Genomic DNA, 26,123 nt, shown 5'->3' on the forward strand with positions numbered 1-26,123 from the left:
TTTCTTATGGTAATGTATGTCTTTAGAGGTTATTCCTCGTCGTTTTTATATTTGTTTTTCTTCTTTACTTCCTCTTCTGCTCCGGCAACACAAATTACAAATTCTCCCTTTAATATATTGTTTTCAAAATGTGATTTAATTTCTGTTAAAGTACCTCTTACCGTCTCTTCGTAAAGTTTGGTTAATTCTCTGCTGACAGAGGCTTGTCTTTCAGCCCCCATATATTGTGCAAATTCTTCGAGTGTTTTAAGTAGACGATGCGGACTTTCATAAAAGATCATTGTCCTTTCTTCAGTTGTCAGTTTTTTTAAACGGGTTTGTCTTCCTTTTTTTACTGGTAAAAATCCTTCGAATACGAAAGCATCACAAGGTAAGCCAGAGTTTACCAAGGCGGGTACAAATGCGGTGGCCCCGGGTAAGCACTCTACTTCAAGACCGTTCTTTAAGCTTTCCCTTACCAGGAAAAAGCCGGGATCGGATATTGCAGGAGTTCCGGCATCTGAAATTAAAGCAACGTTTTTACCCTCTTTTAATAAACGGATAATTTCAGTTGTCGCCTGGTGCTCATTGTGCTGATGATGTGAATAAGCTTTTTTATCTATTCCAAAATGCTTTAATAAAGGAGCACTGGTACGTGTATCTTCCGCAAGAATCACATCCGCTTCTTTTAAAATCCTTATAGCCCTGAAAGTCATATCTTCCAGATTGCCAATTGGTGTAGGAACAAGAAAAAGTTTACCCATTTGTACTTTATTTTACAATTTATGAAGCTGGATTGCTCATGCAATGCCCCCAAATTTACTAATTAATGCAGAAACCACAACTGGATAAGGTTTTCGAGCATATATAGATAACTAAATATACTTGTGTCAATCTCCTTATAAAAAACGGTGCTCTTGAGCCTGAAAATTGTAAATCAATCTTATCTTTGTTCAAAAATATATATAATGCTGCAAGTTAACTATATCCGCGAAAACAGAGATAAAGTTTTAGCAGGCTTAAACCTGAGAAACTTTAAACAACCAGAGTTGGTTGATGAAATTATTAAAACTGATGAAGAAAGAAGACAATCTCAAACTTCGTTAGACAATCTCTCTGCAATTGCAAACTCGAGCGCAAAACAGATTGGTGAATTGATGCGTAACGGTAAAAAGGATGAGGCGGAAGCATTGAAAGCAGAGACTACAGCTAATAAAGAACAGATTAAAAATCTTTCTGATGAACTGGCTGTTGCTGAAGAGAAGTTACACAACCTGATTGTCCAACTGCCTAATTTACCGCACCATTTGGTTCCGGCAGGGAGCACAGCTGAAGAGAACGAAATTGTTTATACACATGGTGCTGCGGCAGAAATATCTGCGAATGCTTTACCACATTGGGAGCTGACTTCCAAATACGATATTATTGATTTCGAATTAGGAACAAAGATTGCTGGGGCCGGTTTTCCGGTTTATAAAGGTAAAGGAGCGCGTTTACAACGTGCGTTGATCAATTTCTTTTTAGATCAGTCGACCGCTGCGGGGTACAGGGAAATGCAGGTGCCACACCTTGTTAACGAAGCTTCAGGCTTTGGAACAGGGCAATTGCCAGATAAAGAAGGGCAGATGTACCATGTTGGAGTTGATAATCTTTATCTTATTCCTACAGCGGAAGTTCCGGTAACGAATCTATATAGGGATGTTATTTTAAAAGAAGATGAGCTCCCTGTAAAAAACACTGGCTATACACCATGTTTTCGTCGTGAAGCCGGTTCTTATGGTGCTCATGTGCGTGGTTTAAACAGGCTTCATCAATTTGATAAAGTAGAGATTGTTCAGATAGTTCATCCTGATCAGTCTTACGAAATACTTGAGCAAATGAGTGCATATGTTCAATCCTTGTTACAGAAGCTTGGTTTACATTATCGTGTATTGAGATTATGTGCAGGCGATATGGGCTTTACAGCGGCTATGACTTATGATATGGAGGTTTGGAGTGCTGCGCAACAGCGCTGGTTGGAAGTATCTTCAGTATCGAACTTTGAAACTTATCAGAGTAACAGACTTAAGTTAAGATTTAAAGGGGCTACAGGAAAGACGCAATTAGCACATACTTTAAATGGAAGTGCATTGGCATTGCCACGTATTGTTGCAGCTATTTTAGAAAATAATCAGACAGATAAGGGGATTAAGATTCCTGAGGTATTGGTCCCTTATACAGGGTTCGAATATATTGACTAGTAGTCCAGAAATATGATACATAAAAAAAGCTTCCTTTCAGGGAAGCTTTTTGTTTTTAACAGGTAGATGTTAATTGGTAATAAAAGTATTATAGGTTAGTTAATAAATGCTATAAAATAAGTATCAGCAACAAAATGATAATGATAATTGCACCTACAGAAAGGTATACTCCACCACCCATAGCACGTGCCTGAGATTTTAACTCTTTAAGCTCTTTACGCAGTTCTTTTTTCTCTGCTCTGGATAAATCTGATTTATCCATATTTCTAATTTCTTCTACACGGTTCGTTATTCTCTCCAATTGAACTTTTTGTTCTGCAGTCATTTCAGTTTTCGCTCTGTTATTGTCTGCTGCACTTACAGTATTTGCGCTTAGTCCCAGTGTAAAGATTAAGATTAATGAGTAGATTAACTTTTTCATATTTTCTAGTTTTTAATTGTATACTATTTTTAAGCGCTTAATAAAGATGGTATATTGATAATAACAAAAAACCTACCAAATCTAATTGGTAGGTTTTTTTATGTTTTTTGAATTAATTTGAATTAAACTGTATACTCTACAGGTCAGAATTAAAATCCTTTGATTTGAAATACTACATTCATGGTGTAGCTTAATTTTATCTTTTTGAAATCAATTTCGGCTGCTCCAGCTCCTGCCATATCAGCACTTTCAGCTTTCATCATCATTACATTTGCACGATAATTAGGTTGAGGGAATATATCATTATTGATTTCCTGAATATCAATTGCACTACCTAGTTTATCACCAAGTGCTTCAACCAAATAAGTTGCTTTATCCTTTGCGGCTAAAATAGCTTTAATTTTAAGCTCTTTTCTTAGGCTTTCAATTTTGGAATAATCATAACTATCAACATTGGTGCTTAATATTCCTTTGGAGTCTATGCTACCAATAATATTATTCCATTTATTCAGGTCTGTTACTTTTAAACGGTATTGTTTGCTAGCTAAATATTCAGGATCTTTTTTCTTAGAAATAATAGTTGAATAACTAGACAAGTTGTTGATTGTCAAGTTCTCTTTACTGATGCCAGCTTTTTGTACCGCATTAAATAACTCATTTTCAAGATCAGTAATATTTACTTTTTTCTTACTGTTGCCATCTTTAAGATATTCCTTTAACGAGATGTTGATATATAGAATATCAGGTGTGATTTCTGTTTCAGAGGTTCCGCTAACATTGATTTTCTTACGTAAATCTGCTGTTTGTTGAGCCATAGCGCTTAAACTAAATAATGCAACGATGGCAAGGCTTAATAATTTTTTCATAATGGTATATTTCATATGTGTATTTGAAGTATAGATGAAACAATCATGCCGATTCCATATCTATACTTCAAAAAAAAATCAATTATTCTTCAACCATCTCATTATTAGGTCCTAATTCTTCGATGATGTCTTCTTTAAAATAAGATTTTTGGAAGATGAGGATAAGTACTACGCCTACAGAAATCGCTGCATCAGCAATATTAAATACTGGTCTGAAAAAAATGAAGTCCTCACCGCCCCATATTGGAAGCCAATCAGGAAAATGCCCTTGTAATATAGGAAAGTAGAACATATCTACTACACGTCCATGGAATAAAGTTGCATAACCATAGATCTTGCCGTAAAAGACCGAGTCAATGATGTTACCCAATGCACCAGCAAAAATCAGTGCTACATTTAAAATCAAGCCTCTGTGATATTTTCTTTGGATAAGATAATGCAATCCGTAGGCAATTCCAGCAACAGCAATTATTCTGAACAAAGATAAAGCAAGCTTACCAAATTCACCGCCAAACTCTAAGCCAAAGGCCATTCCGTTATTTTCCGTAAAGTGGATAATAAACCAGTTGCCAATGATCTTGAATTCCTGGCCCAGATACATATTGGTTTTAATCCAGGTTTTTAACAGTTGGTCTGCCAATAAGACAAAGAAAATAATTAATAAAGGTTTAATATAGCCTTTCATTATGACTGCTTCAGTTTAGCTTCCATACTTAAAGTTGCATGAGGTACTGCACGTAAACGTTCTTTCTGGATTAACTTTCCAGTTTCGCGACATATACCGTAAGTTTTATTTTCAATGCGTACCAAAGCAGCTTCTAAATTTTCGATAAACTTCTTCTGACGTGCAGCAAGCTGATTTAATTGCTCCTTTTCCAATGTTGCTGAACCATCTTCTAATGTTTTATAAGTTCCTGAAGTATCTTCAGTACCGTTAGAGTTAGGACTACTTAATGAGTTGGTAAGGTCAAGAAATTCTTCTCTTGCCATTCTCAATTTCTCCAGGATTAGGTCTTTAAATTCTTGTAATTCAACGTCAGAATACCTTGTTTTTTCTTTTTCCATAATAAAATTATTGTTGTGCAATCAGAATTTGTAGTTCAACATCATCAATTACAATCGTGTTTGCGTTATTTAATGTTTCGGTTAAGTTAATGTTATCTGCTAGAATTTCCGAGCAAATGTATGTTTTATTTTGTGCTACCGCTTCGGTTATCAAGTTATGATTTTGTAAACTAACGGTAATTCTGTCTGTTACTTCATAATTTAACTCTTTTCTTAAATTTTGAATTCTGTTGATCAATTCACGTGATAAACCTTCTTGTTTAAGTGCTTCAGTAATCGATACATCAAGTGCTACAGTTAAACTTCCCATATTGGTGACTTGCCATCCTGGAATGTCTTCTGCAATAATTTCTACATCGCTCAGCTCAATCACATAATCCGTGCCGCTAACAGCAAATTTGCCGGTGTTTTCGAAATTTGTAAGCTCTTCCTGCGTCATATTGTTTACAGACTCTGCTACAAGTTTCATGTCCTTACCCACTTTAGGTCCTAAAGTTTTGAAATTAGGCTTAATCTTTTTCTTGATAAAGCCCGCAGTATCAGTAATGTACTCAATTGTCTTAATATTGGTTTCTGATAGAATTAGTTCTTTAACCAGCTCCACTCTTTCAGCAAATTTATTATCCAGTACTGGGATTAATATTTTAGCAAGTGGTTGACGAACATTGATGCCTGTTTTTTTACGCAATGACAATACCATTGATGAAATGTCCTGTGCAAGGTGCATTCTCTCATTCAATTCTGTATCGATTAGGCTGCTGTCAATTGCCTCATCCCAAAGACTAAGGTGAATGGATTCGAAATTGTTCGATTCATCCATTTCAGTTAAGTTCTTAAATAACCAATCAGAAAAGAAAGGTGCTACTGGCGACATGATCTGCGCAACACTTGTTAAACAGGTGAATAGTGTTTCGTAAGCTGCTTTCTTATCTTTCGTCATTTCGCCTTTCCAGAAACGACGGCGAGATAAACGAATATACCAGTTACTTAGATGCTCATCAACAAAAGTTTGAATTGCTCTGGTTGCTTTAGTAGGTTCGTAAGCATTATAACTTTCGTCTACTTCAGCAATTAAGGTTTGAAGTAAAGAAAGAATCCAACGATCCAGCTCACTACGGTCCTCAATAAGTGTCATGTTGGACTTGTCAATCTTGAACTTATCTATATTTGCATATAATGCGAAGAAAGCATAAGTGTTGTACAGTGTTCCAAAGAACTTCCTGCGGATTTCGGCAATTCCTTCGCTGTCAAACCTGAGGTTATCCCAGGGGTTTGCATTCGAAATCATATACCAGCGTGTAGCATCAGGACCAAACTCATCAAGAGTAATGAATGGATCAACGGCATTGCCTAAACGTTTAGACATCTTTTGTCCATTTTTATCCAGTACCAGTCCATTTGAAACTACGTTTTTGTAAGCAACCTTATCAAAAACCAATGTACCTATGGCATGTAAAGTATAGAACCATCCACGAGTCTGATCAACACCTTCAGCAATAAAATCAGCGGGGAAATCTGTACCCCCATCAATCTTATCTTTATTTTCAAAAGGATAATGCCATTGTGCATAAGGCATAGCACCAGAATCAAACCATACGTCGATAAGGTCACTTTCACGTTTCATTGGTTTTCCTGAAGGAGAAACTAGAATGATATCGTCAACTACATTTTTATGCAGGTCTACCAAGTCGTAATTCTCCTCAGACATATTTCCAATTTCAAAACCTTTAAAAGGATTCTCCTTTTGGAAACCTGCGGCAATTGAATGCTCAATAGCTTTGTAAAGTTCTTCAACAGAGCCGATCAGTACTTCTTCTTTTTTGTCATCCGTTCTCCAGATCGGCAATGGAATACCCCAATATCTTGAACGCGATAAGTTCCAGTCGTTGGCATTTTTAAGCCAGTTTCCGAAACGACCTTCACCTGTAGATTTTGGTTTCCAGTTGATGGTTTCGTTCAAATCGAACATTCTGTCCTTTACATCAGTAACCTTAATGAACCAGGAGTCTAAAGGATAATATAAAAGCGGCTCATCAGTTCTCCAGCTATGTGGGTAACTATGAACATATTTTTCTACTTTAAAGGCTTTGTTCTCTTCTTTTAAACGAATCGCGATTTCAACATCTACAGATTTTTCCGGAGCTTGACCTTCTTCGTAGTACTCGTTTTTAACATATTTACCAGCCAGATCGCCCACATGAGCAGTGAACCTGCCTTGTAAATCAACCAAAGGAACAGGGATACCATTCTCGTCAAGTACCAACATTGGCGGTACTTCCGGAACAGCTTCTTTAGCTACTTTCGCATCATCAGCCCCAAAAGTAGGAGCAGTGTGTACAATACCAGTACCATCTTCCGTAGTTACGAAATCGCCAGCAATTACTCTGAAAGCATTTTCCGGATTTTGGTAAGGCAGTACATAAGGCAATAATTGTTCGTAATTAATACCAACCAAATCATTTCCTTTACATTCTGCTATAATCTGATAAGGAATTTTTTTATCACCTGCGTTGAAATTCGCGAAGTCTTCTTCCGAACTACTTTCGAAATAAGTTTTGTTGAATTGCTTTCCAACCAGGTTCTTTGCAAGAATTACATTTATCGGAAGGAAAGTATATTGGTTAAAAGTCTTTACTAAAACGTAGTCTATTTTAGGGCCAACAGTTAATGCAGTGTTAGATGGTAAAGTCCAGGGAGTAGTTGTCCATGCCATCAGGTGAATATCTCCCAGGTTTTGTAAAAATGCAGGTAATGTATCTGCAAGTGCTTTAAACTGGGCAACAATAGTTGTATCGGTTACATCGCGGTAAGCACCTGGTTGATTTACCTCGTGCGAGCTTAATCCGGTTCCTGCTTTAGGCGAGTAAGGCTGGATTGTATAACCTTTGTAAATAAGGCCTTTATCGTAGATCTGTTTCAACAGCCACCATACGGACTCCATATATTTGGATTTGTAGGTCACATACGGATCATCCATATCTACCCAATAACCCATTTTCTCAGTCAGGTCGTTCCACACATCTGTGTAACGCATTACTGTTTTTTTACAGGCTTCATTGTATGCTTCAATAGAAATGGTTTTACCAATATCTTCTTTGGTAATTCCCAATTCCTTTTCAGTTCCCAGTTCTACTGGTAAACCATGTGTATCCCAGCCAGCTTTACGCTTAACCTGGTAACCTTTAAGGGTTTTGTATCTGCAAAAAATATCTTTAATAGCCCTTGCCATTACGTGGTGAATACCAGGCATTCCATTTGCCGAGGGCGGTCCTTCATAGAAGGTAAAAGGGTTCGATTCAGGACGGCTTGAAACGCTTTTTTCAAAGATGTTTTCCTCCTTCCAAAAATCAAGTATCTCTTTACCTATTTTAGCTAGTTCTAGTTGTTTAAATTCCCTATACATCAATCAAGTATCTCCAAAAATTAAGGTTGCAAAGTTAATGTTTTAGAATGAAACTTCTAAGCGTTCTTTATCATCATTTGAAATGTTCCTATGAAGGTTTCCCCAGTCCGACATTGCCTGAAGCATAGGTTTCATGGTTTGGCCAAGTTCGGTCAGTTCATATTCAACTCTTGGAGGCACTACCGGATAAACGGTTCGTTTTACAATCTTGTCTGCTTCAAGTTCACGCAATTGTGCAATGAGCATCCTTTCCGAAATGTTTGCAATGGAATTTTTAAGGTCGCTATAACGCATAGTCTGAACAGATAACCTCCATAATATAGCTGGTTTCCACCTTCCCCCTAATATGGATAATGAATAAGCCATTCCACAGATGTCGTTGATTTGCTTTTCATTAAAAGCGTTCGTAGAAGTCTCTTTTCTCATTTCTTACTTATTTGTTAGTACCTAACAATTTAATGTGTACTAGCAAATATAACTGTTGTAATTTACTTTTGATCATCAATAAAAAATTAAAAGATGAAAAGATTTGAAAACAAAGTGGCTCTAGTTACGGGAGGAAGTAGAGGTATAGGTGCAGCGATCACAAAAAGATTAGCAGTTGAAGGTGCGAGTGTAGTATTAACCTATTCAAAATCCAGAGAAAAAGGCGAAGCAATAGCCGCAGAAATCAATGCTTCCGGGGGGCGGGCCTTAGCAATTGAAGCAGATAGTGCAGATCCACATGCTGTAGGACATGCGGTTCATAAAGTTGTAGCAGAATTTGGAAGGATAGATATTTTGGTCAATAATGCTGGCCTCTTTATGGTTAAAGCTTTTGAGGAACATACACTGGAAGATTATGATCAAATGATGGGAATTAATGTAAAGGCAGTTTATGCTGCCTCGCTTGCTGCGGCGAATCATTTTTCTGAAGGTGGACGTGTCATTACGATAGGTAGTAATATGGCTGATCATGCTGCGGGGTCCGATACAACACTTTATACCATGAGTAAATCTGCACTGGCTGGATTTACAAGAGGACTTGCCAGAGACCTTGGTAAAAAGGGGGTTACGGTAAACCTGGTTCAACCGGGACCGATCAATACTGATATGAATCCTTCGGATAGCGATGTGGCCGATTTTTTAAGAAGTAGAATGGCGCTGTCTGAATATGGAACAGTAGAGGATATTGCTGGTCTAGTAACATTTCTGGCCAGTGAGGAAGGAAAATTCATTACTGGAACTGCTATAACTATTGATGGTGGATTTAATGCATAATTTCTCTCGTTTAACTTTTATATTTGTGTAAGTATGAGTTATACTTCTAAAACTTATTAAGATGATTGAGACTAAAGGATATGCAGCACAGGACGAAAAAACACCATTAGCGCCCTGGACTTTCAACAGACGCGAGGTTGGTCCACACGATGTGCAATTTGATATATTGTTTTGTGGTGTTTGCCACTCTGATTTGCATCAGATTAAAAACGATTGGTTTCCGGGGATATTCCCGATGGTGCCAGGTCACGAGATCGTTGGACGTGTGGTAAAGGTTGGCGATAAGGTAACTAAGTTTAAGATAGGTGATATCGCAGGTACTGGCTGTATGGTTGATTCTTGTCAGGTATGTGAAAACTGTAAGCAGGACCTCGAACAATATTGTTTAGAGGGAAACACCCAAACTTACAATGGAATGGAACGTGATGGCTCTATGCCTACTTATGGTGGATATTCCAATACTATTGTAGTCCGGGAGGAATTCGTATTGCACGTTTCTGATAAATTAAACCTTGCAGCTGTTGCTCCATTGTTATGTGCAGGTATTACTACTTATTCTCCTTTAAGGCATTGGAAAGTTGGGAAAGGACACAAATTAGCTGTATTGGGCTTAGGTGGACTGGGACATATGGCAGTTAAATTCGGTGTCGCTTTCGGTGCTGATGTAACGGTATTGAGTACCTCACCAAATAAAGAAGCTGATGCTAGGAAACTGGGGGCTCACAATTTTGTGGTTACTACTGATCCTGCTCAGTTGAAAGCAGCGACCGGCTCTTTTGATTTTATTCTAGATACGGTGTCTGCCCCTCACGACTTTAACCTGTACCTTTCTTTATTGAGAACTAATGGTACCATGATTTGTGTAGGTGTTCCACCAGAGCCAGCTCAGGTAGCTGCATTTAGCTTACTTGGTGGCCGTAAAAGTTTAGCTGGATCTGGAATAGGAGGAATTGCCGAAACTCAGGAGATGCTCGATTTCTGTGCTGATAACAATATTGTTTCTGATATTGAAATGATCGATATAAAGGATATTCAAACAGCTTATGACAGAATGGTGAAAGGTGATGTACGTTATCGTTTTGTAATCGATATGGCAACGTTATAATTTGATTCGTTTTGAAATCTGAAAGCCCTTGAAGTTAGATTCAAGGGCTTTTTTGATGATTATAAAATTTATCTGCTATTTCCCGGAATGATATTTGGTACCTTGTTTAATATATTTACAATTAGCAACATCCTATCTCATGAAAACTGTCGAATCTATTTTGTACTATCCTTTGGGAGACAGCGCTGTTGTCATTGAACTCGGACAAGTGATTTCTGAAAAGATTCATCATCATATCGTCGCAATAGGTAATTTTCTGGAAGAGTATTCTTTTGATGGTTTTATTGAATATGTACCAGCATTTACTACTGTAACGGTATTCTATGACCCTTTGATTACTGATTATAAAACGGTTGAAATCCTTTTAAAGGAAATGCTTGATGAGGTAAATGAAGAGGAAAGTACCTTGCCCGTCGTAACTGTAGATATTCCTGTTTTATATGGAGGGGTCCAGGGGCCTGACCTTACTTTTGTGGCTAGAAATGCTGGGATTTCTGAAGCAGAAATTATTGATGTGCATACTGAAAAGGAATACCTCGTATATATGATAGGTTTTGCACCTGGTTTCCCTTATCTGGGAGGGATGAATGAAAAGATCGCCAGCCCACGTAAAGAAGTTCCCTCGACACACATTCCTGCCGGTTCTGTTGGAATTGCCGGGATACAGACAGGAATTTATCCTATTGAAACTCCCGGAGGCTGGCAAATCATCGGGCAGACCCCTTTGAAACTATTTGATGTAAACAGGAATCCTCCCGCATTAATCAAAACAGGAAACAAATTGCGCTTTGTATCGATAACTGAGGATGAATTTGATGAAATGAAAGGGGAAAATGATGGGGATTAAAGTCTTAAAGGGTGGGATGCTCACTACGGTACAAGATCTTGGAAGAATGGGCTACCGCAAGGAAGGAATTATTGTAAGTGGTGCTATGGACAGATTGGCGCTTGAAATAGGTAATTTACTTTTAGGAAATGATATTAGCGAGGCAGGATTAGAATGCACATTGCTTGGCCCAAAGTTGCTTTTTAAAACCACACAGCTGGTGACCATTACAGGAGGAGATTTGAGCCCGACAGTTGATGGAAAATCTGTAAATATGTGGCGGCCAATCATTATCCCTGAAGGTGCAATACTGAATCTTGGTACACCTGTAAAAGGTTGCCGTTCATATATTGCCTTTTTTGGTGGTTTAGATTTACCAAAAGTACTAGACAGTTATGCAACGTATTTAAAAGCGGGGATTGGTGGGTATAACGGGAGGGCGCTTAAGGCAGATGATGAGTTATCCTTTAGAAAAGCATATCTTCCAACAGGTGATTCTTTTAAATGGACGGCCGATCTAAAGTTGTATCCTGATTTTAATAATCCAGAGATAAGAGTCATGGAGGGACCGGAGTTTGAATTGTTTAACAAACAAAGCATATCAGACTTATTTAATAAAAAATATGTGATTAGTAAAGCGGCTGATAGGATGGGCTATCGTCTGGAAGGATCAGCATTACAATTAAGTCAACCAAAAGAAATGCTTTCATCAGCTGTGACCTTTGGAACAGTACAGGTTACACCCGATGGTGGAATGATCTTGTTAATGGCCGATCATCAGACTACCGGTGGTTATTCAAGGATTTTACAGGTCATCACAGCAGATCTGACAAAGCTGGCGCAAATGCAAAGCGGTCAGCAGATTCATTTTAAAATGGTTACTCTGGAAGATGCTAGAAGTGCTCTATTGAATAGAGAAAAGCAAATCAAACAATTAAAACAAGCATTGAAATTAAAAACATCAATTTATGAGTAATGACCAATATAATGTAGATCTGAATTGCGATATGGGGGAAAGTTATGGGACTTATCAGATTGGTAATGAGGAAGCCATCTTTCCATATATCACTTCTGCTAATATTGCTTGCGGCTTTCATGCGGGGGATCCTACAGTTATGAAAAGGACTGTAAAACTAGCTTTAAAATATAATGTAGAGATTGGAGCACACCCAGGTTTGCCTGATTTGCAAGGATTTGGCAGAAGGGAAATGGCAGTTAGTGCTGACGAAGCTTATGATATAGTTGTTTATCAGATAGGGGCATTGATGGGCTTTGTAAAATCAGAAGGAGGAGCCTTGCATCATGTTAAACCACATGGAGCACTTTACAATATGGCAGCTGTAAATGCAGACATTGCTGAAGCAATTGCAGAAGCGGTGTATAAGATTAATCCAGCATTAGTGTTATATGGTTTATCGGGGAGTGAGTTAACAAAGGCGGGGAGCAAAATTGGATTAAGGGTAGCAAATGAGGTCTTTGCAGACCGTACTTACCAGGATGATGGAAGTCTGACATCCAGGAAATTGCATAATGCATTAATTGGTGATGAAGGACAAGCGGTGGCCCAGTCTTTACGAATGGTAAAAGAAGGGTTGGTGACCAGTGTAAATGGTCTTGATGTTGCCATCAAAGCAGATACAATATGTTTACATAGTGATACCGAACATGCAGCGAAGTTTGCAGCTAAAATCCATACTATATTTAAAGAAAAAAATATAGGATTGCAAGCACCATAGTAAATGAGGCGAAATATTGGTTCAATATTTGTTAAATATTGATAATCTAACTTAATACTGCGCATTATGATAAAGGTATTGAAACTTCAAAAAGCCGTGTTTCTCATTATTTTGGGAATAGTAGGGTTAATAGCCTTTAAAATCATGGAAGCTGATAAAATAGAATCAGCAATATATGTGCTTAAGTTTTCCGGCATTTTACTTTTGGTTGGTTCGGTATGGCTATTATATCCTATTATGTTTGCAAAAAAGGTAAATGAAGAAGAGGTTCAGCTTGATTCAGATAAACATGAAGAAATTATAGATCCCCTTACAACAGACCAGCCATAAAAGGATCGGTACTCGAATCATTCTCAGTTTCTACATGCCCTGCATAATGTCTTAAATACAAAGGACTGTCTTTTACCTTAATGGTAAAATCGTACCAGCAATTGCTCCTTTTTAAATCCAGTATTAATTTTGATTTCTGCATGGCTCCCAATGTGATTACTTTCCGAACAATATTTTTATAAATATCATCAGTTATCTCAATCTCAATTTTTTGGCTACTTAGATTCTCTAAATGTAATTCTATGTTTCCTGTTATTTTTTTTGTTAAACGCCCTGAGCTTTCATAGAGACAGTGAATGTTTAATGAAGGATCATTTTTACTGCCTTTAAAGTTTCTGAAAAAACCATTAGGTGCAGTTACCTTAAGGTCGTATTGTTCTTTAGCAAAATGACTAAGCTTAATATAATCACTAATTTTATCACCTTTAGTAACGGCATAATTCCAGGTTTTTCCTGCTTTCCCTTTGTATATATCTGATGTATATAATAGAAATGGGGCACCTACAGGAACAACTTTTTGTCCGAAGTTGCCTTTACCAGATTCAAGAATCAATGTAATGTTTTCTTTCTTGGCATCTAATTTACAATCTGCAAATAGTTGGTATGGAAGCGCACAGGCTGGTTTAGTACCTTTTTCCTGTTTTGGCATTACAGTAGGAGAGGATGGGGAAAAAGGCGGATAAGCATTGATATTTTTTATTTCCTGAGAAGTTAAAGGATTGGGCTTTACTTGAGCAGGTTTATTTTTTGCATTATTAATATTGATAATTACATCTTCCTTTTTCAATAAAGGAGGGATGTCGGTCTGAACTCCGGTGGCTGGACGGAAAACAGAGGTCAGGTCCCCACAAATGGCGCGTCTCCAGCTACTGATGTTATTACTCCTGATGGTTTTTCCAGTCTTTTTACTTAAGAAATGTTCTAGAAACATCAGGCATGAGGTATGGTCAAATACCTGTGAATTGACATAGCCACCCTTGCTCCACGGTGAGGCGATTAACATAGGAACCCTGTAACCTAGTCCAATCGGACTATCTTTTTTAAACTCATAATCTACTGCCACATCAATTTTCGCAGAAACTTTACCTGTGTCTGTTGCATTAGGCCTTGGTACTACATAAGGTGGTATATGGTCAAAGTAGCCATCGTTTTCATCGTAAGTAAGAATGAAAATGGTCTTCTTCCAAACCTCTGGATTTTTAGTAAGGATATCTATAGCTTCAGAAACATACCATGTCCCATACAAGGGTGAACTGGTATGATCAGAGAACTTCTCTGGTGCTACAAGCCAGGAAACAGTAGGTAGTTTGCCATTGTCTACATCCGATCGGAATTGATAGAAGATGTCGTTTTTGGGGATGGCTAGGTTTTGTTGCTGACCTTTATCATCGGTAAATGAGAAAGGCTGGAGCTCCAGATAGTTTTTAGGTGAATTAATATTAGTCGCAAAAGCCTTGTCTATCAGGTTTTTTTCTCTTTTTGATAGCTTGTCGTATTTGGCTCTTACTTCTTCAGCAGTTAAGGGTGGTTTAACAGACGAGTCACCATTTTTTCTGAAATAAGCGGAAAGCTTAACATTATAGCGCTTCACATATTCAATAGCATTGTCGCCATAATTGCCAAGCCAGTTGTCAATGCCCTCCCCCTTTAGTCTTGAAGTCCACAATTCATTCTGATATATTTTCCAGCTGATGTTATTGTCCTCCAGAATTTCAGGAAAAGTATCCCAGTCTACATAAACGTTATCACGGGATTCTGCCTGTGAATTATTTACCGTTGCAACGGACTCTCCATTTTGTTCAGGTCTGATAGTGCCTGTCCAGAAAAATAACCTATTGGGTGTGGTGCCTGTCAATGAAGAACAGAAATGGTGATCACAAATGGTGAATGCATCAGCCATCGCGTAATAAAAGGGGATATCATTTCGGTCATAATACGCTAAAGACATAGCGCTTTTTACAGGAACCCAGCTATCGTAGCTCCCATGGTTACGGGCTGCAAGCTGATCATTCCATGAATGGGGAAGGCCACCTTGCCAGGTAATCATTGTCTTATTTATGTCTACATGAAATGGAGCGTATGTATTACCTTGACCATCCTTTTGCAGCCATACTTTATGCTTATCAGCCTGAGTAAAAGCTCTTGGGTTGTTAAATCCCCGGACACCTTTAAGCTTTCCGAACATGTGATCAAAAGATCGGTTTTCCTGCATTAAGAATACAATATGTTCAGCGTCCATGAAGGTACTTCCAGGATTGGCACTAATAGCCATTGCCTTTTGTATAGACATTGGAATTACATTAGGCAGTCCTGCTGCTCCTGACAATATTGCGGCTTTTTTTAGGAATTCTCTTCTTGAGCTCATACGGTTTACATTATCTGTGTAAACCAAACTTAGATATTTTATTTTATAAGTTCAAGGCCTTCCATATTACATCATAAACCTGTGTAGCGTTTATATTTTCCTGGTTTATATTACTATCGGTAATTAGTACCGGCTGGAATTCTGCAGGTGTATTTGCGCTTCCATGTGAGCCTTTTATCAAAGTCGCATCTAATGGGATTACATCCATAATATATCTGAACCCTGCTTTTTTCCTTAATAATTTATATGCTGCTCTTGGTTTAGAAGACATAAACATCTCTACAGGATCATAACCCGGTTTTTTATGTATATCTACGCATCTTGCATAATCAGGAGCTACTGCATCATCTAACCAGAAGTAATAAGTAAACCAGCTTTGTGCATCTGCAACCAATACAAAATCTCCTGTACGTTCGTGCTCCAGACCATGAGCCTGTATACCTTCCTTGTCTAAAATTAAACCAATGCCTGGGATTTCCTCAAGAATAGTCTTCACTTTTTTTATAACAGTCGAATCATTGATGTAAACATGGGCGATCTGATGGTCGGCCACGGCAAAGGCTTTTGAGGCGCCAGCATCTAATAATTCCAAACCTCGCTCGACACGGATTTGTAAAAGTCCTGCATCTCTAAAAATACGATTCAAATGAATTGGATTGCTTACAGGAGTAATGCCATATTCTGAAAGAATAATGATATTGGCATTTTTGCTTTCATAATAGTTAATAAGTTCCTTTAAAACACCGTCAATTTGGTTTAGCTCATCACCGATAAGATTAAAATCGTGACCAAATTTTTGCAGACAATAATCCAGGTGGGGGAGATATACAAGGGTAAGTGTCGGGTCGTATTGTGCATCAGTCAGCATAGAAGCATCGGCAATCCATTTCGATGATTTAATGTTGGCACCTGGCCCCCAGAATTGAAATAAGGGGAACTGACCTAATTTATTTTGTAAAAGATCTCTCAACTCTGCCGGATCGGTATAGCAATCAGGCATTTTTCTGCCATCTGCCAGGTAATTTGGACGTGGGGTTGCTGAATAATCTGCATTGGAATACATATTATACCACCAGAACATATTAGAGCATGTGAAAGCTGGATTTTCTTTCTTTGCACGATCCCAGATTTTTTCTGCCTGTACCAGCTTGTTCGACTGTTTCCAAAACTTAATTTCTGCATCTGTTTTGTCATACCATCCATTGCCGACAATCCCATGGTCGGTGGGTAGCTTGCCTGTTAAATATGTAGATTGTACTGCGGTCGTAACAGCTGGTAACATAGGAGCAATGCTATTTAGATTCCTGGTTTTAACGTATTGTTCTAAAAATGGAGTATATTTTCCGATCAGGTTCGAGGATAACCCTACAACATCTATAACTACAGTTTTCTTCATCTTAACGGCTTTTGGTCTATGCGAGTGAGTTTATAACCCAATTCAGTTCAGTGCTGATAGACTGGGCAATGGGTGATTTTATTTGTTCTGGTAAAACTTCCCAGGTATAGGTTTCTACTTCAAGGTGGTTGGTAAATGGTTTTGCTTTCTGCAATTGAAGCACTTCAGTAATATCTGTCTGGGTAGATTGTAACAGACCAATTTTCTGAATGGAGATAGGGACATGGAAATGAGAACGCCATTCCAGTACATTCTCATCATTTCTGGCTTCAAGTGCAGGTGGAAGATCAGTATAGCGGATTAAGCTCCCATCCTTTTTTAATGCAACAACCTGATGTAAATAAGTAGATTCGTTGAAGGTTGCAAAGTTTGTTTTTATTAAAGTCTTATCTTCAATTGTTCCAGTTAAATTTGCTTTAAGTGCTGCACTAATCTGTATTTTTCCAACCCTTATACTTTTTTGTTCTAGTTCTGTTAATATGCCTTGATGATTTTCGTAGCCTACAGCGAAATGACAAACATCATAGCATAGGCATACGTGTTTTTTTAATAGTATTTCGGCCTCATTTTCAGAACAACCAAACTGATCAGCAATAACAGGAATTCCTGAAATGAGTAAATCATTCTCGAACCAATCAATAAATTCTCTACCTGTTTCCAATATTCCATCAGGTTCTGGTTCGATATCCAGATGTAGCACCTGGTTATTTTCCTTTGATATCTCTATTAATGCCTTGGCTACCTCAATAATGTTAAGTGTTGCTGTTTGTTTGGCAGCTTCAAAGTCCGACGAGGTTTTAAACCAGTGTCTGTAGCTTAGCGGTGAAGTAGAGATTCCGCCGTCTATGCCTTCGGGGAGTAATGACTTTAGGATATGAAACAACCTGATGGTATAATCTTTTCGCTCTTGTGTAGTCCAGTCTGGACTATGCACATTCTCTTTAACAATGGCGTGATGAAAATCTCCATAAGGGAAGCCATTCATAGTAAAAACATAAGCCTCATTTTGTTGCAGCCATTGCTTTAACTCTAATATATAATGAGGAGTGCTTAATTGAATACTGGCTGCATTGGAAAGCCTTAAGCCTAATCCCAGGGGCTGATCTGGAGAAACATTTTGTTTGATAGCAGGAAAATTCTCCTTTAAGTTATCAAAGTCTTCAGTCCAGTTTTTTCCAGCATGAATATTTGTACAATAAGTCAGATGTCCGGTATTTACTTTCATATTAATTGTTGCCAGGGTTTAAGATCAAGTTGTTTTTAGCAAAGTCATGAACATATTTGCTAGCCTTTATTAACAACTGATGATTCATTTCGTGTACTTCTTTTCCAGTTCCGAGAGCTGTTAAAAGTGTGATAGTAAGCTTACCTCCAAGATGTTCCTGGAATTCTTCCAAGCCTTTTAAAATGGGCGATTGTTCGTCTTCAATATTAATAATGGGGTCGGTTATTTCAAAACCAAGATTTGTCAGTGTTTTAAGAATGCGCTGTAATTCATCCTCTGAAAGTAAGCCTGTTAAAAAGGAATAAGTGCTATCCAGTGCAATTCCCATTGCTACAGCTTCGCCGTGTAAAATACTGAAGTTGCTCAACTGTTCTTGTTTATGAGCACTCCAATGACCAAAGTCGAGTGGTCTGGCCGATCCTGTCTCAAAAGGATCATCACCTGCAATATGATCTAAGTGGAGTTTTGCACAGTGCTTAATCAGATAATTCATATTTACCTGATCTCTGTTTTTCAGGGCTTCTGTATTTGCTTCTATCCAGTTAAAAAAGGTAACATCTTTAATTAACGCCACTTTTATGGCTTCCGAAATGCCAGAACGGTAATCTCTGTCATTCAAGGTCCGTAAAAACTGATCGTCATTAAAAACCGCTGTAGGTGGTGCAAAAGTGCCGAGGAAGTTTTTCTTTCCTTTATAATTTATTCCATTTTTAACCCCGATTCCCGAATCATTTTGTGAAAGGACTGTGGTAGGAATGCGGATGTGTTTAATACCGCGATGCGAAACTGCTGCAGCGTAACCCACCAGATCAAGCACTGCACCACCACCAATGGCCACAATGTAAGAGTGTCTATCTATGCTATGCTTATCTACCGCCTCAACAATTTTGTCAAATAATGAGGTGTCATTTTTTGAGGCTTCTCCGCCTGGAACAATCAGCATATCTGGTATCAGTTTTACTTCCTGTAAGGGTTCAAAATAAGCCGCAATCTCATTGCTAAGATCAGGGTGTGCTAAATAAACACCCTGATCTATCACAAAATAGATTTTTTGACCACTTTCTGTTTTTCTTTCCTTAAAGAAATTGGAAAGGGTCATGTTACTCAGGTTGAATAATGCGCTGGTGAAGTATATTTTATATTCGAATTTTACACTAAATGATTGTTGTAAATAACTCATAATTAATGGCGACTAGGTAACGGCAAAAGCTTTACTTAATAAAATGGATACAGGTAATAGGATCACAATGAATATTGCAATCTGGAGTACCCCAAAGGCCGAAGCCCATGCGGCATTCATTAAGATCAGTGCTATAACTCCTGATTTTACAGCCTTGCCAATGTATTTACCTATAGGCTGTTGTATAGCTATAAATAAAGGGGTAAAGATCATCAATGTAAAGGGAATGATGAATACAAGCGATGGGAGTAAGTTTCCTTTTATTTGTGCAGTAACTAATATAGCTGAAATCACTACAATGTAAAATGCTGCTGCAAAGTAAAGTGTCTTTTTATTACCACCATGTACTTCACCTCTGCTGATCATGGTAATTGCAGCGATATAGATAATGGGTATAATGGCTAAAAACCACCAGTGTTGAATTTCTGATGGAATGATACTGATGCCAAGTAGTAAATTAAGACCTCTGCAAAGTCCCATGTTTATGGGACCGAAAATAGCACTGTGTTTTAAAAATTTATTGTAAACAAGACAACAAAACATAATCGCTGCAGCAAGATACTGGGAACTGGGATTATAAAGTCCCGCTGAAAAGATGCCAATAAAGAAAAATATACCTCCAAAAATGGTAGCTCCTTTTTTGGAAATCAGGCCACTGGGAATAGGTCGCTCAGGGCGTTCTTTTGCATCTAGTTCTGCATCAAAAACATCATTCAGTATAACCCCGCCACTATAAAGGCCAATGGTCGAAATACATAAAAGTATGATCGGAAGCATTTGAGTTTGTTCTCCCCATCCAAAATTTCCTGAAGCTGATTGTATAAAGTAACCTGCTACAGCTATCCCCGCCAATACATCAGCCACTGCTGTAACTACATTTGCCGGACGCATTAAACGCAGGTATCCTATTAATTTGTTCATGTTAAATTATGATATAATAATTGAGTTTTTGTCTATTCTTGGCTGTTGTCCGCCTCTTAATACCGAGTTACTTGCGAACTTCTGGCTTTGGTCAATGTTCTTAACACGGATAAAATCCTGCTCGTCAATTTGTCCGCTTTGCCCAAAAGCTGTAACCGCATTACGATAAGTAACCAGTTCAATATCTGTTAAGCTGATGCCAGATCTTTTCATCAAAGCGGCAGTTTTAGGTACAGCTAAAGGGTCACTGATTCCCCAATCGGCCGCAGAATTAATCATAATTCTTTCTGAACCATATTGTTTAACTACTTCAACCATTCGCTCGTTACCCATCTTTGTAAACGGATAGATTGTAAAGGCAGCCCAAAAACCTCTATCTAACACTTCTTTTACCGTTTCCTCATTGTTATGGTCTACAATAACCATGTGTGGCTCCAAACCTTGCTCTATAGCAATGTCCATACTGCGCTGGGTTCCCTTTTTCTTATCACGGTGCGGAGTATGGATTTGAACAGGCAACTCAGCTTCTTTGGCCAGGTCTAGCTGTAAACGGTAATATTTTTCTTCTAAGGCTGTCTGGTCATCGAAGCCTATTTCTCCAATACCTACCACACCTTCTTTAAAAATAAACTGGGGCAGTATTTCCATCACCTGTTCGGCCAGAGCTTCATTATTAGCTTCACGAGAGTTTAATCCAATCGTACAATAATGTTTGATACCGAATTGCGAGGATCTGAACCTTTCCCAGCCAATCAAGCTACTATAATAATCTGTAAAACTGTGTACGCCTGTACGCGGTTGTCCCAGCCAGAAGGCCGGTTCTATCAAGGCGACTATACCAGCATCGGCCATTGCCTGATAATCATCTGTCGTGCGGGAGACCATGTGAATATGCGGATCAAAAAAACTCATTCCATTGATATCGTTTAAGTCAAGGTAAGTAGTTACCTTCTCTCCCTTATTCCTTTCTTCAAAATTTTCATTACAGCACATAATTCATTGTCTATTTATGGGTTCATTTGTTGTGTCAGTTGATAAATTTCGGGTGCTACCGTCCTGCTCGCAGCTAGTCTTTCCTGTATATAGTCTTGCAATGTAGCGGATAAATTTTCATTCATACGCTCCTTTAGACCTATTATCTGATTCACATCTTTTTCTGTAAAAAAGGCTTTAAGTACCAGTTGGTTCCATGATGGTTCAGATAGAAACTGAGCAGGATATGGGTTATGGTACATAATAGCTTCCAATACTGTTCCTATATTGCTTCTTATCCCTTCTTCACATCTGGCCACCCATTCTTCCGGATAGTTGTAAAGTGGAAGGGCCGTGTAAAGTACAATTTGTTCATTCATCTCTGCTGTAGCAAACAGGCTATTGATTTTCTTTAGATAGATTTCTTTGTGCTCTGATGGTATTTGCATCAATAACCATACTCTGGATAATTTATCCAGCGTCCAGTTATGAATTGTAAATCCAGCTAGGTGACATTCAATCTGTTTAACTTCCTGATCAAGGACTTCAAATGTTTGTTTTGTAGCAAAACGAGGAAGATGGGCAAAGCATAAGTGCAATTGTACAGACTTTTCTTCTTTTATAATTAAGTCCATTTTATTCAGTAGCCACTCCAGAGCCTCTGGACGTAGGTTTCTTCTCAGAATTAACAAAAATACATCACTCAGTTTTTTTAAACTTATGGTATCTATTAACAGCATAATAAATTAATTGATAGCTATAAAATAGTTTATCGCGAGTGCGCCACTGATGATTAACAGACCAAAAAACTCCCTTGCTTTTTCAATATAAGGTTTTGTGGCCTGCATGCTTTCTACAAGAGTGGGTCTTTTGTATCTGACAATCCAGTCACGTACCCCATCTTTAGCAAAAAATAAATATAAAGCATATATCAGATAAAAAGATATGGAAATCAGGTATACAAGAGGGTAAAAATAATTAAAAACGGCTAATCCGCAGCAAACAGATGCAATCATATAAATGGGAACCCAAAGCCATGAATCACTGTCATTTAGATTTACATAAGCGAATAAAATAAAGGCAATGCAAAATATGGAGTTTAAAATACTCAGCAGCATAACAATCAGGTTTATATTTGTGTGTTTATTAACTTAATACAAATAAACAGATTATTAAGCCGAATTAGAAAGATCATCGCTTAATTTAGTTTATTATTATTTACATTATTAATTGCAGGTGGAAAACGAAATCAGTGGTCTGGCACATCATTATACTTTAGATAATTTTAATATTTCGGGATTAACAATTTCCAGTATATTAAAGCATAATAAAGCGAGCATAGATACAGGAGTAAAAGGATTTTATAAACTTTCTCCTACTGAGATTGTGGTTAACTCTGCTGTTTTCAGGGATACCTCTGATTTGATAAACAATCAGACAATTACTATTGTCCAGACAATAGATCGTGTAATGCTTTCTTGTTCTTGTATGTCTACTCTCACTGGTTTGTGCGAACACCAGGCAAGGGTAATGTATAATATCATGGATCGGGCTTCACTTCGAATATTTTTTGATCAGCCCCTGAGAAATGTTAAATTGAAGGAGTTTGCAAAGGATTATGGTTTGGAGAATGAAAAGGATCTGGATGTACATTTTCAGATTGACTATGTTAAAGATAGTCTGAGTATCAGCCCTAAAGTAAAAGCGTTGTTTCCCGTTAATAAGCAAACAAAAACGGAGCTTAACGAGACTCTGCTACCTGTTAACGAATTGCCAGTGGCAATATCAGGCAGATTGACTAAAAGAGATGTAAAAACTATTATAGTTTTTAGTCAGCATCGCTTTTACAGTCACCTGAATGTTTCATTATACGAGGGCCTGGAAGGTAAAGATGGGAAGATTAAAAACCCATTGAAACTTGTTGATCCTTCAGCATTGATCTGGACTTCGGAAAGCAGCGACGAGTTGAAATTCCTGCATGGTATATTAAAGTTTCAGAATAACTATAATGATGAAGCCTCGGCTTCGGACCTTGAAGGGCTAAAAGCATTGGCTAAAAACCCGCTTGGTCTGAGTGTGTATTTACATGATTCTAAAGTCTCGGTCAATATTTCTGCAAGCTCTATTAAGTTGGCAGAACTTCGTGTTTTGGGGATTGACCTGCTACTGTCGGTAAGCGAGAAAGGCGATTTTTATGAGGTTTCAGGAAAATTGATATTGGATGGTTTACCGATCTTCATTGAGGATCTTGCTATTAAACATCATTATTTTATTCAGCTAAACAACAAACTTTATCTGATTGATAACCCGGATTTCCTGAGGGTAATTGATTTCTTTAAAAAGCATTATGGCAGAATGCTGATTCATAAAACTAAGTTTGATGATTTTTATGAAACCATATTGTCCAGATTGGAAGAAAAGGTAAAAATCAATTACTCTTATTTAAAACCTGCAACAAAGACACAGATTGAAGAGAAAGGTTTTGATCTGGAAAATGAGCAGATCATATATTTATCGGAGTCTGAAGATTTTGTGCTCATTACTCCAGTAATGCGTTATAGCAATACGGAAATTCCTATCCTATCTAAAAAGCAGATTATTGCAAAAGATAAATATGGGAATTCCTTTACGCTAAGGCGTGACGAGGAGGAAGAGCTTCAGTTTATAGCAAACATTGCAAAGCAGCATCCGTTTTTTGCAGAACAGATAAAGGAAGGACTGACTGCTGATTGTTTTTATATGAACCGTAAACATTTTTTGGATATTGGATGGTTTTTGGATGCTTTTGAAGCCTGGCGGAGTAAAGGAATTACTGTTATGGGATTTAATAAGCTCAATAACAATAACCTGAGTCAATATAAAGTTGAAATTTCTATTAAGGTGATTAGTGGGATTGACTGGTTTGAAACCGTGCCTAAAGTGGAATCTAACGGGGAGGCAATTTCTTTAAAACATCTTCATAAATCTATTCGTAACAAGAGTAAGTTTATTAAGCTGGACGATGGTACAATGGGTATTTTGCCAGATGAATGGGTAGAGAAGTTTACCGGTTATTTTAATGCTGGTGAGGTAGTCGACGAAAGTATTCATACCCATAAGATCAATTATAATATGATTGCGGAGCTATATGATGAACAGCTTTTTGATGAGTCTGTAAAAGATCAACTGGCGATTTACCGGAAGAAACTTTCAGGCCCGGATCAGATTACTCCTATAAAAATACCAGAATCTTTAAATGCAGAATTGCGTCCTTATCAGCATGATGGTTTGAACTGGCTTAATTTTCTGGATGATTTTAATTTTGGGGCCTGTCTCGCAGATGATATGGGCTTAGGTAAAACCATACAGATTATTGCTTTTATACTCAGTCAACGTGAAAAGTCAGCCCACAATACAAATCTGGTAGTTGTTCCTGCATCTTTAATTTTTAACTGGCAAGCTGAGGTTGCTAAGTTTGCGCCATCTATTAAAATTCGTACTGTTTATGGGGCAGACAGATTAAAGGATATCCATGAATTTGATGATTACGAAATTGTACTCACATCGTATGGCACTTTACTGGCTGACATTCGCTTTTTAAAAGCATATCGTTTCAATTATGTTTTTCTGGATGAATCACAAAGTATTAAAAATCCCGATTCACAACGCTATAAAGCTGTAAGGCTCTTACAATCGAGAAATAAGGTTGTTTTAACAGGAACACCAATAGAGAACAATACATTTGATTTATATGGACAACTTTCATTTGCCTGTCCTGGATTATTGGGGACTAAACAACAGTTTAAAGAATTGTATTCTGTACCTATTGACCAGTTTAAAGATAGTAAGCGGGCTAAGGAGTTACAGCAAAGAATCAGCCCTTTTATTTTGCGGAGAACGAAAGAGCAGGTGGCTAAGGAATTACCTGATAAGACAGAAATGATCATTTACTGTGAGATGGGAAAGGAGCAGCGGGAAGTTTATGAGGCTGCGGTACAAGATGTAAAAGATTATATTGAGGGTGTTTCTGAAGATGATTTAAAGAAGAGTAGCATGCATATTTTGCAGGGAATTACGAGGTTGCGACAAATCTGTAATTCTGCTGAACTATTGAAGGATGATAAGTTTTACGGGAATGCATCTTCAAAAATGGAGACTTTGTTGGAACAGATAGAAAATAAGGCATCAAATCATAAGATCCTGGTCTTCTCTCAGTTTGTGGGGATGCTGGATCTGATTAGAAAGGAGCTACATGAAAGGAGGATTGCTCATGAATACCTGACAGGGCAGACCAGGAACAGGGAGACTGTAGTTAACTCTTTTCAGGATAACCCTGAAGTTCGGGTATTCCTGATCAGCTTAAAGGCTGGCGGTGTAGGACTAAACTTAACCCGTGCTGATTATGTCTATATTGTTGATCCCTGGTGGAACCCTGCAGTAGAAAATCAAGCTATTGATCGTACATATCGCATTGGACAGGAGAAAAATGTTGTCGCTGTCAGGTTAATTTGCCCGGATACGATTGAAGAGAAGATCATGAAATTGCAGGAAACAAAAAAGGATCTTGTTGGTGATCTGATTAAAACAGAGGTCTCAATTTATAAGTCGCTTTCTAAAAAGGATTTACTGGGGCTTTTTTAATGTGAAAAGTTACCATTCTCTTCATCGCGGGAACCTTTTGCCCGCTTCGCTAAAAGGTCAAAATTTTCCTATGCGCTTCAGAGAAGGTAACTTTTCAATAGCAGGACGCATAAGCAGGATGGCTTAAATTTTCAAGTATAGAACTGCTGGAATAGTTGAGTACTTCGTTAATATGTTGGATTAAAAATCAAAAAATGTTGATCAGTTTAGTGT

23 protein-coding genes are annotated in these 26,123 nt (G+C 37.9%); 8 read left to right on the plus strand and 15 right to left on the minus strand.

What is annotated here, in order from left to right:
• Positions 1-29: 29 nt before the first annotated feature.
• A complete protein-coding gene (rsmI, locus tag ABDJ41_RS02585; RefSeq protein ID WP_349784179.1) occupies positions 30-743 on the minus strand; it encodes a 16S rRNA (cytidine(1402)-2'-O)-methyltransferase in 714 nt (237 codons plus the stop codon).
• Between the two features lie 204 nt (positions 744-947).
• On the opposite strand from rsmI, the gene serS reads away from it, so the two are divergent.
• The gene (gene serS, locus ABDJ41_RS02590; RefSeq protein ID WP_349784180.1) at positions 948-2,219 is read left to right on the plus strand and encodes a serine--tRNA ligase; all 1,272 of its coding nucleotides are present in this window, start codon (positions 948-950) and stop codon (positions 2,217-2,219) included.
• Between the two features lie 109 nt (positions 2,220-2,328).
• Here the strand turns inward: serS and ABDJ41_RS02595 are convergent, their stop codons facing one another.
• The 6 genes from ABDJ41_RS02595 to ABDJ41_RS02620 all read right to left on the minus strand — a co-directional run bounded on the left by ABDJ41_RS02595 (position 2,329) and on the right by ABDJ41_RS02620 (position 8,400).
• A complete protein-coding gene (locus tag ABDJ41_RS02595) occupies positions 2,329-2,640 on the minus strand; it encodes a hypothetical protein (protein ID WP_349784181.1) in 312 nt (103 codons plus the stop codon).
• A 149-nt stretch (positions 2,641-2,789) separates the two neighbouring features.
• Positions 2,790-3,506: an SIMPL domain-containing protein gene (locus tag ABDJ41_RS02600; protein WP_349784182.1), complete on the minus strand. Its 717-nt coding sequence runs from the start codon at positions 3,504-3,506 to the stop codon at positions 2,790-2,792.
• A gap of 82 nt (positions 3,507-3,588) precedes the next feature.
• Positions 3,589-4,191, minus strand: coding sequence for a lipoprotein signal peptidase (locus tag ABDJ41_RS02605; protein WP_349784183.1), 603 nt, complete (start codon positions 4,189-4,191; stop codon positions 3,589-3,591).
• On the minus strand, positions 4,191-4,571 hold the full coding sequence (locus tag ABDJ41_RS02610) for a TraR/DksA family transcriptional regulator (RefSeq protein ID WP_349784184.1): 381 nt from the start codon (positions 4,569-4,571) through the stop codon (positions 4,191-4,193). Before ABDJ41_RS02610 ends, ABDJ41_RS02605 begins: the two co-directional genes overlap by 1 nt.
• Before the next feature lie 7 nt (positions 4,572-4,578).
• Positions 4,579-7,974, minus strand: a complete 3,396-nt coding sequence (gene ileS, locus ABDJ41_RS02615; RefSeq protein ID WP_349784185.1) for an isoleucine--tRNA ligase — start codon at positions 7,972-7,974, stop codon at positions 4,579-4,581.
• 42 nt (positions 7,975-8,016) lie between these two features.
• Positions 8,017-8,400, minus strand: a complete 384-nt coding sequence (locus tag ABDJ41_RS02620; protein ID WP_349784186.1) for a winged helix-turn-helix transcriptional regulator — start codon at positions 8,398-8,400, stop codon at positions 8,017-8,019.
• Positions 8,401-8,493: 93 nt separating this feature from the next.
• Between ABDJ41_RS02620 and ABDJ41_RS02625 the strand changes: the two genes are divergently transcribed.
• The 6 genes from ABDJ41_RS02625 (at position 8,494) to ABDJ41_RS02650 (ending at position 13,231) form a co-directional block, all read left to right on the plus strand.
• Positions 8,494-9,234: an SDR family NAD(P)-dependent oxidoreductase gene (locus tag ABDJ41_RS02625; protein ID WP_349784187.1), complete on the plus strand. Its 741-nt coding sequence runs from the start codon at positions 8,494-8,496 to the stop codon at positions 9,232-9,234.
• Between the two features lie 61 nt (positions 9,235-9,295).
• On the plus strand, positions 9,296-10,339 hold the full coding sequence (locus ABDJ41_RS02630; RefSeq protein WP_349784188.1) for an NAD(P)-dependent alcohol dehydrogenase: 1,044 nt from the start codon (positions 9,296-9,298) through the stop codon (positions 10,337-10,339).
• A gap of 139 nt (positions 10,340-10,478) precedes the next feature.
• Positions 10,479-11,186, plus strand: a complete 708-nt coding sequence (gene pxpB / locus ABDJ41_RS02635) for a 5-oxoprolinase subunit PxpB (RefSeq protein ID WP_349784189.1) — start codon at positions 10,479-10,481, stop codon at positions 11,184-11,186.
• Positions 11,173-12,141 (plus strand): 5-oxoprolinase subunit C family protein, encoded by a 969-nt coding sequence (locus ABDJ41_RS02640; RefSeq protein WP_349784190.1) that lies wholly within the window; start codon positions 11,173-11,175, stop codon positions 12,139-12,141. The genes pxpB and ABDJ41_RS02640 overlap by 14 nt, the downstream gene beginning before the upstream one ends.
• Positions 12,134-12,901: a LamB/YcsF family protein gene (locus ABDJ41_RS02645; protein ID WP_349784191.1), complete on the plus strand. Its 768-nt coding sequence runs from the start codon at positions 12,134-12,136 to the stop codon at positions 12,899-12,901. The genes ABDJ41_RS02640 and ABDJ41_RS02645 overlap by 8 nt, the downstream gene beginning before the upstream one ends.
• 66 nt (positions 12,902-12,967) lie before the next feature.
• Complete coding sequence (locus ABDJ41_RS02650; protein WP_349784192.1) at positions 12,968-13,231, plus strand: isoleucyl-tRNA synthetase; 264 nt, start codon at positions 12,968-12,970, stop codon at positions 13,229-13,231.
• Here the strand turns inward: ABDJ41_RS02650 and ABDJ41_RS02655 are convergent.
• Genes ABDJ41_RS02655 through ABDJ41_RS02690 form a run of 8 tightly spaced genes read right to left on the minus strand, consistent with a single transcriptional unit; the run spans position 13,212 to position 22,408 of the window.
• Entirely contained in the window at positions 13,212-15,596 is a 2,385-nt protein-coding gene (locus ABDJ41_RS02655; RefSeq protein ID WP_349784193.1) for a phosphocholine-specific phospholipase C, read from the minus strand. The two genes, ABDJ41_RS02650 and ABDJ41_RS02655, sit on opposite strands and share 20 nt — an antisense overlap.
• 43 nt (positions 15,597-15,639) lie before the next feature.
• Positions 15,640-16,992: an alkaline phosphatase family protein gene (locus tag ABDJ41_RS02660; protein ID WP_349784194.1), complete on the minus strand. Its 1,353-nt coding sequence runs from the start codon at positions 16,990-16,992 to the stop codon at positions 15,640-15,642.
• 16 nt (positions 16,993-17,008) lie between these two features.
• Positions 17,009-18,217 (minus strand): metabolite traffic protein EboE, encoded by a 1,209-nt coding sequence (gene eboE, locus ABDJ41_RS02665; RefSeq protein ID WP_349784195.1) that lies wholly within the window; start codon positions 18,215-18,217, stop codon positions 17,009-17,011.
• Position 18,218: 1 nt separating this feature from the next.
• Positions 18,219-19,397, minus strand: coding sequence for a 3-dehydroquinate synthase (locus ABDJ41_RS02670; RefSeq protein WP_349784196.1), 1,179 nt, complete (start codon positions 19,395-19,397; stop codon positions 18,219-18,221).
• A gap of 12 nt (positions 19,398-19,409) precedes the next feature.
• A complete protein-coding gene (eboC, locus tag ABDJ41_RS02675) occupies positions 19,410-20,318 on the minus strand; it encodes a UbiA-like protein EboC (protein ID WP_349784197.1) in 909 nt (302 codons plus the stop codon).
• A gap of 6 nt (positions 20,319-20,324) precedes the next feature.
• Entirely contained in the window at positions 20,325-21,311 is a 987-nt protein-coding gene (locus ABDJ41_RS02680) for a TatD family hydrolase (RefSeq protein WP_349784198.1), read from the minus strand.
• A gap of 14 nt (positions 21,312-21,325) precedes the next feature.
• Positions 21,326-22,030, minus strand: coding sequence for an EboA domain-containing protein (locus ABDJ41_RS02685; protein WP_349784199.1), 705 nt, complete (start codon positions 22,028-22,030; stop codon positions 21,326-21,328).
• 6 nt (positions 22,031-22,036) lie between these two features.
• Positions 22,037-22,408 (minus strand): transmembrane 220 family protein, encoded by a 372-nt coding sequence (locus ABDJ41_RS02690; protein ID WP_349784200.1) that lies wholly within the window; start codon positions 22,406-22,408, stop codon positions 22,037-22,039.
• A gap of 118 nt (positions 22,409-22,526) precedes the next feature.
• Between ABDJ41_RS02690 and ABDJ41_RS02695 the strand changes: the two genes are divergently transcribed.
• Positions 22,527-25,910, plus strand: a complete 3,384-nt coding sequence (locus ABDJ41_RS02695; protein ID WP_349784201.1) for a DEAD/DEAH box helicase — start codon at positions 22,527-22,529, stop codon at positions 25,908-25,910.
• Positions 25,911-26,123: the final 213 nt, after the last annotated feature.

Source organism: Pedobacter sp. ASV1-7 (genome assembly GCF_040203335.1).
Taxonomy (GTDB): Bacteria; Bacteroidota; Bacteroidia; order Sphingobacteriales; family Sphingobacteriaceae; genus Pedobacter.

What these genes read in the sequence shown, in the direction of transcription:
- ABDJ41_RS02655 (WP_349784193.1), bottom strand. Translation starts at nt 15,596, where the DNA reads ATGAGCTCAAGAAGAGAATTCCTAAAAAAAGCCGCAATATTGTCAGGA.
- eboE (WP_349784195.1), bottom strand. Translation starts at nt 18,217, where the DNA reads ATGAAAGTAAATACCGGACATCTGACTTATTGTACAAATATTCATGCT.
- eboC (WP_349784197.1), bottom strand. Translation starts at nt 20,318, where the DNA reads ATGAACAAATTAATAGGATACCTGCGTTTAATGCGTCCGGCAAATGTA.
- ABDJ41_RS02680 (WP_349784198.1), bottom strand. Translation starts at nt 21,311, where the DNA reads ATGTGCTGTAATGAAAATTTTGAAGAAAGGAATAAGGGAGAGAAGGTA.
- serS (WP_349784180.1), top strand. Translation starts at nt 948, where the DNA reads ATGCTGCAAGTTAACTATATCCGCGAAAACAGAGATAAAGTTTTAGCA.
- ABDJ41_RS02645 (WP_349784191.1), top strand. Translation starts at nt 12,134, where the DNA reads ATGAGTAATGACCAATATAATGTAGATCTGAATTGCGATATGGGGGAA.
- ABDJ41_RS02670 (WP_349784196.1), bottom strand. Translation starts at nt 19,397, where the DNA reads ATGAGTTATTTACAACAATCATTTAGTGTAAAATTCGAATATAAAATA.
- ABDJ41_RS02620 (WP_349784186.1), bottom strand. Translation starts at nt 8,400, where the DNA reads ATGAGAAAAGAGACTTCTACGAACGCTTTTAATGAAAAGCAAATCAAC.
- rsmI (WP_349784179.1), bottom strand. Translation starts at nt 743, where the DNA reads ATGGGTAAACTTTTTCTTGTTCCTACACCAATTGGCAATCTGGAAGAT.
- pxpB (WP_349784189.1), top strand. Translation starts at nt 10,479, where the DNA reads ATGAAAACTGTCGAATCTATTTTGTACTATCCTTTGGGAGACAGCGCT.
- ABDJ41_RS02630 (WP_349784188.1), top strand. Translation starts at nt 9,296, where the DNA reads ATGATTGAGACTAAAGGATATGCAGCACAGGACGAAAAAACACCATTA.
- ABDJ41_RS02595 (WP_349784181.1), bottom strand. Translation starts at nt 2,640, where the DNA reads ATGAAAAAGTTAATCTACTCATTAATCTTAATCTTTACACTGGGACTA.
- ABDJ41_RS02650 (WP_349784192.1), top strand. Translation starts at nt 12,968, where the DNA reads ATGATAAAGGTATTGAAACTTCAAAAAGCCGTGTTTCTCATTATTTTG.
- ABDJ41_RS02685 (WP_349784199.1), bottom strand. Translation starts at nt 22,030, where the DNA reads ATGCTGTTAATAGATACCATAAGTTTAAAAAAACTGAGTGATGTATTT.
- ABDJ41_RS02625 (WP_349784187.1), top strand. Translation starts at nt 8,494, where the DNA reads ATGAAAAGATTTGAAAACAAAGTGGCTCTAGTTACGGGAGGAAGTAGA.
- ileS (WP_349784185.1), bottom strand. Translation starts at nt 7,974, where the DNA reads ATGTATAGGGAATTTAAACAACTAGAACTAGCTAAAATAGGTAAAGAG.
- ABDJ41_RS02660 (WP_349784194.1), bottom strand. Translation starts at nt 16,992, where the DNA reads ATGAAGAAAACTGTAGTTATAGATGTTGTAGGGTTATCCTCGAACCTG.
- ABDJ41_RS02600 (WP_349784182.1), bottom strand. Translation starts at nt 3,506, where the DNA reads ATGAAAAAATTATTAAGCCTTGCCATCGTTGCATTATTTAGTTTAAGC.
- ABDJ41_RS02640 (WP_349784190.1), top strand. Translation starts at nt 11,173, where the DNA reads ATGATGGGGATTAAAGTCTTAAAGGGTGGGATGCTCACTACGGTACAA.
- ABDJ41_RS02610 (WP_349784184.1), bottom strand. Translation starts at nt 4,571, where the DNA reads ATGGAAAAAGAAAAAACAAGGTATTCTGACGTTGAATTACAAGAATTT.
- ABDJ41_RS02605 (WP_349784183.1), bottom strand. Translation starts at nt 4,191, where the DNA reads ATGAAAGGCTATATTAAACCTTTATTAATTATTTTCTTTGTCTTATTG.
- ABDJ41_RS02690 (WP_349784200.1), bottom strand. Translation starts at nt 22,408, where the DNA reads ATGCTGCTGAGTATTTTAAACTCCATATTTTGCATTGCCTTTATTTTA.